Source organism: Glaciimonas sp. OK215 (assembly GCF_057787885.1).
The window spans coordinates 4,553,682-4,565,807 of sequence record NZ_CM173544.1 but is presented as its reverse complement, the minus strand read 5'-3'; the positions used below and the strand labels follow the sequence as shown (position 1 = coordinate 4,565,807).

The following is a 12,126-nucleotide window of genomic DNA, read 5'->3' as shown; positions in this document are numbered from 1 at the left end:
GCACTCGCTGCGCCGGCAACATTACCCGTTGCATGAGCGAATCAAGGCAACCCAAGAACAGGAGTACGGCAATGAATGCAAACAAGGCACTTTGGGAAAAAGGCGACTTTACGCGCATCGCGCAAAGCATGAGGAAGAGTGGGGAGTCACTCGTTAAAGCACTTGGAATCACCAAAGGTTTAAAGGTGCTGGACCTGGGATGCGGCGACGGTACGACTGCACTGCCGGAAGCCAGGCTCGGAGCGGACGTTCTGGGTGTAGATATTGCCGGCAATCTGGTCGCGGCCGGGAACAGACGCGCAAATGAAGAGGGCTTGAAGAATTGTAGGTTTCAAGAGGGCGATGCGTCCAACCTTCACGAACTGAGAGATGATTCTTTTGACTTGGTCGTTAGCATCTTTGGCGCCATGTTTGCGCCCCAGCCGTTTGATGTGGCCAAGGAGATGGTGCGTGTCTGTCGACCGGGCGGCAGGATCGAGATGGGGAACTGGATTCCCAATGACCCGACATTGGTGGCCCAAATCCTGAAGATCAGCGCCAATTACTCGCCACCGCCGCCGGTAGGCTTCATAAGCCCCATGACTTGGGGGGTCGAATACAACGTGATTGAACGATTTTCAGGCGCGGGAATACCAAGGGAGAATATTTCCTTCGCAAGAGATGCCTATACCTTTGAATTTCCCGACATGCCATCAAAGTTTGTAGATGCATTCAGGAAGTTCTATGGGCCGACAATGAATGCTTTTGAAGCAGCAGAAAAAAACGGCCGGTCCGACGATTTGCAACGAGAGCTGGAATATCTGTTCAACAGCCAAAACAAAAGCTCTAAAAAGGACACAACGTCTATTCCGGCGACTTATTTACGCGTGACGGTTGCCGTCGGCAAAGGCAACGGCTTTTGAACTTGTCGAGATCATCGATCGTGACTACTCGCGCTCCACGCAATGTGGCTTCGGCACACGGGACGACTGTCTTACTTATCTGGAGCGATTGCCTTCTGACGCGCAGAGTGCGTTCAGACTTCAATACGGCAATTCCGACAGAACTCCTGACTTTAGCGGGAGCGGACGCGCAAGAAGCCGCGCGCGGCTCAACACAACGTTATGCGTCAAATCCGTATCAGGAGGGTTATCTATGACTGTGCCGGTATGGATGATGCTGGGATTCGCAACGTGGACGGCGCTCTTGCTGCTTTTCACGATTGGGATTTATCGCTGGAGTCGCATTCTTAGCGGACGGGCGGCCATCCGGAATTTCCCGGCTGACGCCACTGGGGGGGAGGAATGGTATCGGCGCGCGACGCGGGCTCACGCGAACTGCATCGAAAATCTTCCGGTGTTCGGCGCGATTGTCTTTGGACTCTACGTTGGTAACGTGGCGAGCCCGCTGGTCGACGCCCTGGCAACGACGGTCCTGGTCGCCCGGATTTTTCAATCGCTAGTGCACGTATGCCTCGTCCACACTAACACCGTAGCAGCAGTGCGCTTTGCGTTTTTTTTCGTGCAGTTTGTCTGCTATCTGTGGTTGGTTGGAATCATCGTCGTCACGCACACTGGAATTGCATAATAACAACTGGTTGCAGCGGACCGCTATGGATAAGGTGCCGAGGTAAATGTAGCAGCGCGCGGCCGCTGAACCGGAACGTTGATGCTGTAGAAAAACCCCTTCCCAGCCCGATTTCCGGCAAAAAAATGGCGCAGGTTTGATCCGGTATTATTTTATGCGACAACGTCTACATCTATCCGGGATGCATTCCGCTCACTCGTTTCCCCTGCGATGTTTTGTTTTTGATTTGGTGCTGCGACTGACGGCATGTGGAGACGCATCTCAAAGACGGCAACTAGCCATCAGAGGCAATTCACCAACTGGATACGACTGACCGTTTCTGCTTTGATTGGCCGTTTGGGACGTTTCCAGCCGGTCGCCTTGGCGGCCGTCTAAAAGCAGTGTTCCGGGGCAGGGAAGGACTTGTCCTTGACTGCCTTGATATAGGCGCGGATCGCGCCTTCAATGCTCGACTGTCCTTCCATGAAGTTACGCACGAAGCGCGCCTTCTTGCCGGGGAATACGTCCAGCATGTCGTGCATCACAAGCACTTGTCCCGAGCAATCCGGGCCGGCGCCAATGCCGATGGTCGGAATGGTCAGCATCTCCGTCACTTCCTTGCCCAACGCGGTCGGAATGGCTTCAAGGAGGAGCAGCGTTGCGCCGGCTGCCTGGAGCGCCATTGCATCGGCTTTCAGTCGCTCTGCGCTTTCCGCTGTTTTTCCCTGCACCTTGAATCCGCCCAGTTGATGCACGGCCTGCGGCGTCAGGCCGAGATGGGCGAATACCGGTACGCCACGCTCGGTGAGGAATTTTACGGTATCGACCAGCCAGGCGCCTCCTTCAAGCTTGACCATCTGCGCACCTGCCTGCATCAGTTTCACTGCATTGTCGAATGCCGACTGCGGTGTGGCATAGCTGCCAAATGGCATGTCTGCGGCCAGCAGCGCAGTCTGGTTTCCGCGCGCGGCACATGCCGTGTGATAAGCAATATCCGCAATCGTCACCGGCAATGTCGTACTGTGTCCCTGCAAGACATTGCCGAGTGAGTCTCCCACGAGCAACAAATCAACGCCACAGCGGTCCATAAGTGCCGCAAAGCTGGCGTCGTAGCAGGTCAGCGTCGCAATCTTTTCGCCAGCACCGCGCATGGCTAGTAGCGATGGCGCGGTGACCACTTTGCTCCGCACAGTGCCTTCGCGTTCCTGCAGATATCCAGACATCGTCGTTCCTTAATGTTGAAAAATTCACACTTGCCGCGTGTTGCCGATGCGCCCGAGCGGCAGGTCGAAGTCCTGACCATGCTCAATCGGGTTCAAGCTATCCGTCTTGCCCGATGCTCAAGATCGGAATGGGGAGTGATGATAACCGAAAAGGCCGGAATCTTCGTGGGTCCAAGGCAGCGCGGCGCTTTGGGTTATTACGCCGGCTAAGCCAAGTCCGCTTCCTTGCTGGAGATGGGTTTCCTTATGCATAATGTCTGCATGAATATTCGGTCCGTCTAATAACCGTTAGGCGTCATGCAGGATCCCATCAAGAGGCCACTTTCCCATGAATGACATTCAAGAACGGATCGCAGTCAGCTTCAAATCGCAAGGCCTTATGGCGACCCTCGGCGCGCAGCTTGTCTCAGTCGTAGATGGCGAGGTGCAAATAGAATTGCCATTTTCCACGCAGCTTTCCCAGCAGCACGGCTATGTTCACGCTGGCGCAATAACAAGTATTGTTGACAGTGCATGTGGGTACGCGGCGTTGACCAAGGCACCGTTCGAGTGCGAGGTTGTTACAGCCGAGTTCAAGATCAACTTCGTGCGACCTGCGATTGGCGAACGATTCCTGGCAATCGGAAAGGTACAGACTTCGGGTAAGCTGCTTACTGTCTGCACAGGAGAAGTCCGAGCCTTATCGGGAACCGCCTGGAAAGTGGTTGCCATCATGCAGGCAACGATCGTCAATGTCCGTGCCTGACGCGTATCTTCACAAATTTGGCAAGCCGTTCCCCTCGCTTGCTCAAAGTTGAACGTCTGCTTTCCGCTGCATTGACCGGCCGGTTTGGCTCTGCCATTCACGAAGATACGCGCAGCGCACTATTGTTGGCTGCGCGCCTCCGTAAGCGCAATGGTCAAGTGCTGCACCTTCTTTTTCAATTGATCGCGCTCGTCGGTGAGTTCAGCGACCAATAGCGTCAAACGGTAAATTTCCATTTGATCGGGCGTGGCGTCGCTCGGCGGGGCCTCCGGTTCGGGCTTGGGCGGCAGCCGGGCCTCACGCACCTGCCTTGCCGCCTGGCGCAGTTCCTTCTTGCCGCCGGCGACAGCCGCGATCTGCTGCTCGCTAGGCAAGGTAGCTACGGCGGCCGCAGCATTGATGGAAATTACACCCGACTTTACGGCGCCGACCAGCTCGGGCGCAGCTGTCTTCTGGATTTTCTCGATTTGCCCCAAGGTCGCGCTGCTCACCCGCGCGGCACGCGCAACAGCCTCCCGCGTCCACGCTGGCTCGCCCCCGGACTGGACGGAGACATCGGCCCCCGCCAGTTCTGCGGCCGGCCGCTGGGCTTGCGTCTGCGCCACGCGCGCCGACACGATCTCTTTCTTGCGTAGTGCGAGCACGCCGCGTTGAAAATCCGATACGCTGCGCCGCCCAAGGTGATTGTCTATCATCCACAGGTGCACATCGTCCATGGATTGGAACGTGTCGTTCTGCATGGTATTAAAAGGGATTTCGTGCTTCTGGCAGATACCGTAGCGGTTGTGTCCGTCCACCAGAAGATCGCCCCACAACACCAGCGCGTCGCGGCATCCTTCGGACAGCAGGCTGCGTTCCAGCGCAGCGAATTCGTCTTCGGTCAACGGATCGATATAGGCACGGAGGTCTTCGTTGATAGTGATGGTCATGGTTCAGAAGAAATAAAATGATAGCGCGGGTAGTGTACGCAGCGCCGCCGTTTTACGCCACACGGCAATCCTGCATTTTTAAGAATTGGCGCAGATCGACGACAAGCCAGGCGGCGATATGTGAACCTTCTGGATTCGGAGCGTGCACATCCTCAAACGAGCTTTCCGAGCCACAGCGACAAGTCATGTAGCGTCTCGCGCAAGGCATTGAACCGCTGCGCGCCGATATGCGCAGCCCATTCCTGCTCGATCCCGGCCACGCAAATTTGGATCTGCGCAACCATTTCCCAGCCCCTGTCTGTCGTGCGCACCACTCGCGCCGCAGCATTAGGCCCGGCACGGCGCTCGATGTAGCCGCGCTGCTCCAAGCCCACCAGCACGTAGTTCATGGCTTGGCGGGTCATGTTGCACTGCCGGGCCAGATCAATCGGGCGGCGTCCGTCGGGGCCCGGGTACAGAAACACGCCCAGTTCGGTGAGGGTGATTTCAAAGCCATTGGCGTTGAGCGCCGCGAGCATTCGGGCCACGACGACCTCATGAGGCAGGCGCAGCAGCGCGCCGATCAGGGGTGTAACCGCCTGCTGCTTCAGTTTCCCCGCGGGACTTGTTTTGGCTTTTGACATTACTGTAAGGATTTCGTATATTGAAAGTAAAGATTTTTTACAAAAGGAGTTTGCCATGAATGAAGCCCATTCGCCAGCCGCTCAGGACGTCATCCGCGTCGGGCAACTGGAAATCCGGTACTTGCAGGAGGCTGGCAATGGCTGCCAAATGGGCAGCTTCGAGCTACGCGTGCCGCCGGGCTCCAATGTGCCGCCGCCGCACAGCCACGTCGCCAATGAAGAACTGGTGTATGTGCTCGAAGGGACACTGCGCTATACCGTGGGTAGGGAGACGCGCGACCTGCAGCCAGGCGACTCTATGGATACGCCGCGCGGCGTGGTGCACGGCTTTAGCAACCCGCACGCCGTCGTGGCGCGGGCGCTTGTGATCAACACACCAGATATCGGGTCGCAGTATTTCCGCGAAGTGGGAACGATTATTAATGCCGGTGGACCGCCTGACCCGGTCAGGCTCATGGCAACGATGCAGAAATTCGGGCTGGTGCCAGTAGTGCCCCCGGGAGCGCCACAGCACTGACTACCAGATGCCGAACGACCGATCTCATACGTTGGATGTCAGCTCAGGGTCGATCTGTGACGGTCGCGAACCGGCCAATTGCAGACACAGAGCCAATGCGCGCTTCCCCAATTACATACCAAACACTGAACAACCATGAAGAACGGCACGAAGGACGAAAAAGGTGGGGACTCTCCCACTCAACTGATAGATGCGAGAATCAAAGAGCTGGGTGATTGGCGGGGCGAGACGCTCGCTCGTGTCCGGGTTCTCATCAAGAAGGCCGACCCCGAAGTGGTCGAAGAGTGGAAGTGGAGAGGGGTTCCAGTGTGGTCGCACGCCGGAATTATCTGTACCGGTGAGACTTACAACAAGGTCGTGAAGTTGACCTTCGCCAAGGGTGCCTCGTTGGACGACCCTTCAGGCCTCTTCAACGCCAGCCTCGAAGGCAACACCAGGCGTGCCATCGATTTCCATGAGGGCGACAAGATTGATGAAAAGGACTTGAAGGCGCTCATACGCGCCGCCGTGGCACTGAACACGTCTTCAGCCACTTAGCGGCCGGGGACGGAGTATAGGTAAGTGTGCTGCTAAGGCCATCCCTGAGATTAGGTTTACGGAATAGCGTCTCCTATCGGCGCAAATTGCGCCATTCGCGAAGAACTGAGTTCAACAATCAGCGATCATTCGAGAAAGCATCATTTCCTTTACGCGCTGACAAGCTATGCATCTGTGAGCGTTGCTATGATAATCAACCCGAGCCATTGGAGTGCTACCGCACAGAAGTCCTGCGGATTATTATGTACAGTATTCATTCGCCAACTGAAGGAGAAAGAAATGGACATTAAATTCGCAAGCAAAGGCGTTCTGTGCGCCCTTGGCTTTCTCACCCTTTCCGCCATGTCGGTAACGGCCTTCGCTCAGAGCCGTGAATATCAGCGCGGTTATGATCAGGGTTATCGCGATGGGTCCGAGGCGCAAAGTAGCCAGGAACAACAAGGCGGACCGGCGGGACGAATTCTCGTTGAGAGAGCCGATTACGGTTTGCGCGGAGCAACATGCGATGCACGGGATGCAATGCAGAATGCCATCGGCCGGCGCCGCAACGTTTCGATCGCAGCGAACAATGATCTGTGCGGCGATCCTGCTCCAGGTCGTGTGAAGCAACTCGATGTAGCCTATCGTTGTGGTGATGGACCGACATTGCGCGTACGGACCCGCGAAGGTGGAACCGTCACGCTGTACTGCCGATAACAACAGTGGTGAAAAAATGATGGCGGGATGACCGTATCGGCGTCGCGCCATTTTTCTTTTCGGATGGATGTTTTCTATTGCACCGGGGTCACATTCCAGCTTTGTGAGCCGTAAATATCAACCTGAGTCCAAGAGCCGCGATTGCACCGGCAGCGACGCGGTCGACGCATGCCTTTGCTTTCAAATAAAGCTCACGCGGACGCCTACTGGAGAAGCACAACGCGACACTTGTATACCACCCGGCTTCAACCATAAAAACTAACGGGGGGAGAGCGACATAGAACCACAAAGGCGTATGCTGCGGAAGCATTGCCGCAAAGATACTACTGTAGAAAATCGCTGTCTTCGGATTGCTCAGCTGCGTGCTAAGCCCAACCCAGAAGGATTTCCACAAATTCTGCTCTCCTTCCGACTGGACGTTGTCAACTGTAAGCGGGGTGGACGCGCCCCGCCAAATTCTTGACGCAAGGTAAATCAGGTACAAGCCACCTGCCACTTTGAGACTAATGTAAAGCCATCCGACAGCCGCCAACAAAGTATACAGTCCGGCCAATGCAATACCACTGAAGAAAACGCCTCCCAGACCCATGCCGACAGCGGTTGCCAAGCCGTCGCGACGTGATAGGCCGATGGCGCTTCGGGCGACAACGACGAAGCTGGGCCCTGGGCTTATCGCGCCAACCAACAGTGTGCCGAGGATTCCTGCAATTGCGGTCGATGGGGTCATTTGCGTTTACCTTTATCGCGAGAAAATAACAAAAATTTCGGAATCAGAAGCATAGCATGCACCATCTTTTTCAATTCCTATCCCTTGTGTCTTCTCTTCAAGCCGCACGTTCTTCGCTCGCGCTACCGCAGTTTCCTGCCGATCGGCGGTATCGAGCGCGGCGCTGGCATAGCGATGCGCCACGGGATTGGCTCGGAGGCTAACCCAGTGCCGCGTTGGGTCGTGAAGCTTCTGCTGTCCGTTCGTTGGCTAATGGTCGCAATTCAACCAGGCACCATGCACGAGCCGCTCATTTGCGGTCGATCTGGATGTTTTCTTTGCTGCCGCTATTGGACACTGCAAGCATGACGCCAATGCCGATCGCGATCACGACGCCGATCACTGTCCACGTTGTGCCGATGCTGGCCAGAATACCCAATTTCCAGAGCGCCGCCAGAAGACCGCAAATCAGGACAAGAAAACCTGCGAGATACATACCTGCCCATTTCATAATAATCCTCCTGAAGTGATCAAATCCTTAAAACTGCAATGAATGTCTTAGGACGTCGCTTTGCAAACTTGGCCTCCTCCGCTGCAGGCGGTTCGGAATCGCTGCTATTACTTCTTGTTAGTTTGTACAGAATACATACCAAGGCGGGCACAGTCTGTGCGCTGGCGCACCAATTAGATGAGGACAGCTTCGGCCACAAGTTGCAGGTGGCTGTGGCCCGAAAGAAGTAAATCAAGTGCGCGTGGGGTAAGGGAGTGCTGTTAAGTATGTTCGGCGCTGTTTTTTAGTATTTGTGCTTATCGTCGCAAACCGGCCACATTCGGACACCCTGAGTTCAAATGTCATTGCGTAACAGCGGACCGGGAATCGCCAATCTGATGTGTTTGTGTTACGGCTGTTCAGCCTTTGCTGTCGACCTCGATGGCGTCGACCCGGTCCGGGTAAAACGCCAGGTATTCCTGGATTGCCGATACGGCGACGTAAGGAGCTTCGTAGCTCCAGACCGCGTTGACCGAGCGTTCTCGGCCGGCAGGAATGCTGTAATAGGCGCACTCGCCCTTGTAGGGACAATACGTCTGGTGTGCGGTCCGTTGCAGTTGCGTCATATCGACGTCCTTGCGCGGGATGTATTGCACCGGGGGATAGGCCGCTTCCTTCAGTGTCAGGGCCTCGCGGGTATCGGCGAGGCGTTTGCCGTTTACGGTGACCGTGACCCTACCTTTCGTCTGCGTGATGGTGATCGGATGATCCGGCCCCGGAATCTTGATTGGCTTGCTGTTCATGATCTTCTACTCCTGATACCCAATGTGAAATCTTGTCCCGCTTCCGTCTTGGCGAAGTTTGACATATCGGTCGGAACCACGCCCGGCGCAACATCATTGACTCGGATGCCGCGCTCCCCAAGGGCTGAGGCGAAATGCTTTACCAGGGTATCGATGGCGCCCTTGGTAGCTGCGTAGGCGGACAGCATGCCAACCGAGGTGTGCGCAGCGAGCGACGAAAGCAGTACGACACTGCTGCCGTTGCCCATGATTGGCAGCAGTTGCTGTACGAGGAAGTACGGGGCGCGCACGCTCACTGCGAAGAGAGCGTCGAAATCCTCGACGCTGGTTTCCTCGATAGTGCATTCATGATCGTATCTCCTGACGAAGATTCTTCCGCTTCAGGAACTCCTTTCACGCCGCCTGGCCCGGCTCGGACGGACTGAAGAGGACCGCGAGCCAGAGATGCTCGGGCGTGGGTCGTAATAGCCGGCTCCCTCGCGCAATCCCGGTCGCCCGAATAGGGTCAGTTCGCACTGTGACCGCCGTCGACGTTGAGGATATGGCCGGTGATGAATGAAGCTTCGTCCGACGCGAGGAAGACGATCGCGTTGGCGAGCTCCTCCGAGAGGCCGAGGCGACCCATCGGAACACCCGTCACCAGAGCCGCCTTGTTCTCCGCCGAGCCCGTAAAACGGGTCAACATGCCAGTGTCCGTAGGACCAGGCGCCACGCCGTTCACACGGATTCCCGACTTGGCGTTCTCGAGCGCCACCGACTTGGTGATGCCTTCGACGGCGTGCTTGCTGCCGACATAGACAGAGGCCCCCGCCGCACCCTCGTGTCCGTAGGTCGAGGAGATGTTGATAATGCTACCGCTGCCGTGTCCTTGCATGACGCGCACTTCGTGCTTCATGCTCAGGATCACGCCGAGAACATTCGTGTCGAACGTCGCCGCATAGCTTTCCGCAGTCTGGTCCGTGATCGGCCCGACCTGGCCTTCGGTGCCGGCATTGTTCACCGCGACATCGAGACGGCCAAACCGTGCGACGGTCTTCTCGACCAGGTTGCTGACTTCATCGTCGCGGCGAACATCACTCTGGATGAAGACGGCTTCCGCGCCGAGCCGCTGCAGTTCGACTTCGAGGTCCTTACCCTCAGCCGGATGGCGACCGGAAACAACCAGACGAGCGCCATTCTTGGCAAATGCAAAGGCGGTGGCGCGACCGATGCCGGTCAGGGCACCAGTGATGAGGACGACGGGCTTGTTCATGATTAAACTCCTGTGAGGTATCACTGAAATGTATGCGTAGCTGACCGGCAACACCGGCTTGAACGCTAGGGGCGCTCCCGATTATGGCGCCACAGAAGAAGTCTAGGAGCCTGTGGTAAGCTTGAAAAAGACTTTATAAGCAGGATGGCATGCCTGCCAGGCATGGGGGTTGCGATGGAGTTGCGACATCTAAGGTATTTCATTGCCGTTGCTGATGCGGGCAGCCTGACGGAGGCAGCCGAGCGACGGCTACACACTTCACAGCCGTCCCTAAGCCGGCAGATCCGCGACCTGGAAGATCAGGTCGGGGTCGAATTATTGCGTCGTGGCGCGCGTGGCGTCGAGCTGACCGCTGCGGGCAAGGCCTTTCTCGACCACGCCCGCCTGGCGCTGATGCAGGTCGATGCCGCGGTCGAAGCGGCACGTAGGGCGGCGCAACCGGCAAGGAAGACGTTCGCCATCGGCTTCCAAACCGGGCACGAGATGAACTGGCTGCCGCAGGCGATGCATGTGCTGCGCGACGAACTGAAGAACATCGAGGTCAGGGTCTCCAGTGACTATTCGCCGGATCTCGCCGAAGCGCTCGCCCGCGGCCGGCTGGACCTGGCTTTCCTGCGCGTGGAGCCGGGCTACGACCTCGAGTACCACGTGGTGGACCGGGAGCAGCTCATCGTCCTGATCCCGAGCGACCATCGCCTCACCGCCAAGCAAGCAATTCATCCGCGTGAGCTCGTCGGCGAGATCTTCATCGGCGGCTCCAACAAGGCCGCGGTGTTGCGCGCCGTCACCGAGGATTACCTGCGGCGCTCGGGAGTGGACATCAAGTTCGACCACGGCGTGGACAACATGGCGATGGCCATATCCCTGGTCGCCTCCACGCGCGGGCTGGCGCTGATGCCCGCCTATGCCAAGAACCTGCTGCCCTGGTCCGTGGTCAGCCGTCCGCTGGAAGGCGAGGCGCCGACGATCGACCTAGCCGTCGGTTATAGCAAGACGAACAACTCACCCGTCCTGAAGCTATTCCTATCTCGGCTAGACGAATTGACTGAGCGCGCCGCGTTGATCACAAGGAAAAAGGATGAACCCAGCTAAGAAACAAGCAAGGGCCGCTGGGTTGTCAGCTTCGGGTCGAGTCCAGCCTTTCGCAAATGACGTAGCCCGGCCGGAGGCGGTGCTTCGCGGTGTCGAGATCAGGCAGTCAATTCCAGTGTTTCTCCGTCCTCGGGTATCCATAGCCGGTCTCGCACGCCCGCATGAATGGCGGCGGCGGACAGTTCGGTTCGTTTCACCGGGCAATGGCTGAGCGCCTCCAGGTGGTTGGCGATAACCGTGCCTCTGGACGCCAGCGTGAACTCTATGACTCCGCCGGTGCCCATGATAATTTCATGCCCGACGTCAAATCTGGCCCCGCCGGCCGGGACCACGGAAATCTGCGGCTGATGGCGCGCGACAAAATCACGCACGGCCGGCGTCAGAATGGTGTCGCCGGACAGGTACAGGCTTGGTTCTCCCGGTATTTCGATAAAGTAGCCAACGCCGTGTTCCATCAGTAACCCGACCAACCCCCTGCCATGCGTACAGGCGACGGTTCTGATCTGGCCGCCCAGGAAAGCTTGCGGCTGCTGGTGGCCCTGCTGCAGCGGGCATACGTTCAGGCCGCGTCGGCGCAGATGATCTGCATCATGCGGCGTACAGATAACCGGAATCTGTCTGGTGCGCAGCCATTGCTTTCCCGCGCGGTCGAGATGGTCGAAGTGCCCCTTCTGGCAATGTGTAATCAAACAATGCGTCACCGATTCAAGCATGGCGTCGGCCACTACGGGTAAGCCAACGATGGGATTGCGCTGCCGTTGGCCCAGAAATCTTAACGGTGGCAATGCATCTTTTGGCGCCAGCATCGGATCAACCAGAATCCGGTAGGCGCCGATTTCAAGCACGACCGTCGCATTGCGGAGCTGCGTTATTTTCATCATGATTCCTTGGTTCCAGGGATGGCGCATTGTGCGTCTTCTTTAGCGGGCGTAACATAGCAAAAATTGACATAAACCGATCATTTTCTG

The 12,126-nt window shown here is 57.1% G+C and carries 16 protein-coding genes and 1 pseudogene; 7 read left to right on the top strand and 10 right to left on the bottom strand.

Features of this window, described 5'->3' with window-relative positions; genetic code table 11:
* Positions 1 to 71: 71 nt before the first annotated feature.
* Together AC3CHX_RS21140 and AC3CHX_RS21135 are read left to right on the top strand one after the other, a co-directional pair.
* On the top strand, positions 72 to 902 hold the full coding sequence (locus tag AC3CHX_RS21140; protein ID WP_488629964.1) for a class I SAM-dependent methyltransferase: 831 nt from the start codon (positions 72 to 74) through the stop codon (positions 900 to 902).
* Positions 903 to 1,134: 232 nt separating this feature from the next.
* Positions 1,135 to 1,566, top strand: coding sequence for an MAPEG family protein (locus AC3CHX_RS21135; RefSeq protein WP_488629963.1), 432 nt, complete (start codon positions 1,135 to 1,137; stop codon positions 1,564 to 1,566).
* A gap of 371 nt (positions 1,567 to 1,937) precedes the next feature.
* Here the strand turns inward: AC3CHX_RS21135 and panB are convergent, their stop codons facing one another.
* Positions 1,938 to 2,768 (bottom strand): 3-methyl-2-oxobutanoate hydroxymethyltransferase, encoded by an 831-nt coding sequence (gene panB, locus AC3CHX_RS21130; RefSeq protein WP_488629962.1) that lies wholly within the window; start codon positions 2,766 to 2,768, stop codon positions 1,938 to 1,940.
* 328 nt (positions 2,769 to 3,096) lie between these two features.
* On the opposite strand from panB, the gene AC3CHX_RS21125 reads away from it, so the two are divergent.
* Complete coding sequence (locus tag AC3CHX_RS21125; protein ID WP_488629961.1) at positions 3,097 to 3,513, top strand: PaaI family thioesterase; 417 nt, start codon at positions 3,097 to 3,099, stop codon at positions 3,511 to 3,513.
* Between the two features lie 119 nt (positions 3,514 to 3,632).
* On the opposite strand, the gene AC3CHX_RS21120 is transcribed toward AC3CHX_RS21125, so the two are convergent.
* Entirely contained in the window at positions 3,633 to 4,442 is an 810-nt protein-coding gene (locus tag AC3CHX_RS21120; RefSeq protein ID WP_488629960.1) for a ParB N-terminal domain-containing protein, read from the bottom strand.
* Positions 4,443 to 4,594: 152 nt separating this feature from the next.
* Positions 4,595 to 5,065: a MarR family winged helix-turn-helix transcriptional regulator gene (locus AC3CHX_RS21115; RefSeq protein WP_488629959.1), complete on the bottom strand. Its 471-nt coding sequence runs from the start codon at positions 5,063 to 5,065 to the stop codon at positions 4,595 to 4,597.
* A 55-nt stretch (positions 5,066 to 5,120) separates the two neighbouring features.
* On the opposite strand from AC3CHX_RS21115, the gene AC3CHX_RS21110 reads away from it, so the two are divergent.
* From AC3CHX_RS21110 to AC3CHX_RS21100, 3 genes are all read left to right on the top strand, one after another.
* Positions 5,121 to 5,582: a cupin domain-containing protein gene (locus AC3CHX_RS21110; protein WP_488629958.1), complete on the top strand. Its 462-nt coding sequence runs from the start codon at positions 5,121 to 5,123 to the stop codon at positions 5,580 to 5,582.
* Between the two features lie 135 nt (positions 5,583 to 5,717).
* Positions 5,718 to 6,119 (top strand): DUF1801 domain-containing protein, encoded by a 402-nt coding sequence (locus AC3CHX_RS21105; protein ID WP_488629957.1) that lies wholly within the window; start codon positions 5,718 to 5,720, stop codon positions 6,117 to 6,119.
* A gap of 279 nt (positions 6,120 to 6,398) precedes the next feature.
* Positions 6,399 to 6,815 (top strand): hypothetical protein, encoded by a 417-nt coding sequence (locus AC3CHX_RS21100; RefSeq protein ID WP_488629956.1) that lies wholly within the window; start codon positions 6,399 to 6,401, stop codon positions 6,813 to 6,815.
* Between the two features lie 88 nt (positions 6,816 to 6,903).
* On the opposite strand, the gene AC3CHX_RS21095 is transcribed toward AC3CHX_RS21100, so the two are convergent.
* The 6 genes and pseudogenes from AC3CHX_RS21095 to AC3CHX_RS21070 all read right to left on the bottom strand — a co-directional run bounded on the left by AC3CHX_RS21095 (position 6,904) and on the right by AC3CHX_RS21070 (position 10,066).
* The gene (locus AC3CHX_RS21095) at positions 6,904 to 7,542 is read right to left on the bottom strand and encodes a LysE family translocator (RefSeq protein WP_488629955.1); all 639 of its coding nucleotides are present in this window, start codon (positions 7,540 to 7,542) and stop codon (positions 6,904 to 6,906) included.
* Positions 7,543 to 7,554: 12 nt separating this feature from the next.
* Complete coding sequence (locus AC3CHX_RS21090) at positions 7,555 to 7,725, bottom strand: hypothetical protein (RefSeq protein ID WP_488629954.1); 171 nt, start codon at positions 7,723 to 7,725, stop codon at positions 7,555 to 7,557.
* Positions 7,726 to 7,831: 106 nt separating this feature from the next.
* Positions 7,832 to 8,032, bottom strand: coding sequence for a hypothetical protein (locus tag AC3CHX_RS21085; RefSeq protein ID WP_488629953.1), 201 nt, complete (start codon positions 8,030 to 8,032; stop codon positions 7,832 to 7,834).
* Between the two features lie 398 nt (positions 8,033 to 8,430).
* On the bottom strand, positions 8,431 to 8,814 hold the full coding sequence (locus AC3CHX_RS21080) for a DUF427 domain-containing protein (RefSeq protein ID WP_488629952.1): 384 nt from the start codon (positions 8,812 to 8,814) through the stop codon (positions 8,431 to 8,433).
* 8 nt (positions 8,815 to 8,822) lie between these two features.
* Positions 8,823 to 9,155: pseudogene (locus AC3CHX_RS21075) on the bottom strand (SDR family NAD(P)-dependent oxidoreductase); the annotation flags it as partial.
* A 164-nt stretch (positions 9,156 to 9,319) separates the two neighbouring features.
* Positions 9,320 to 10,066: an SDR family NAD(P)-dependent oxidoreductase gene (locus AC3CHX_RS21070; RefSeq protein WP_488629951.1), complete on the bottom strand. Its 747-nt coding sequence runs from the start codon at positions 10,064 to 10,066 to the stop codon at positions 9,320 to 9,322.
* Positions 10,067 to 10,240: 174 nt separating this feature from the next.
* Here AC3CHX_RS21070 and AC3CHX_RS21065 point away from each other — a divergent pair, with 174 nt between their 5' ends.
* Entirely contained in the window at positions 10,241 to 11,158 is a 918-nt protein-coding gene (locus AC3CHX_RS21065; RefSeq protein WP_488629950.1) for a LysR family transcriptional regulator, read from the top strand.
* Between the two features lie 98 nt (positions 11,159 to 11,256).
* Here AC3CHX_RS21065 and AC3CHX_RS21060 read toward each other — a convergent pair whose 3' ends face one another.
* Positions 11,257 to 12,039, bottom strand: a complete 783-nt coding sequence (locus AC3CHX_RS21060) for an MBL fold metallo-hydrolase (protein ID WP_488629949.1) — start codon at positions 12,037 to 12,039, stop codon at positions 11,257 to 11,259.
* Positions 12,040 to 12,126 lie beyond the last annotated feature (87 nt).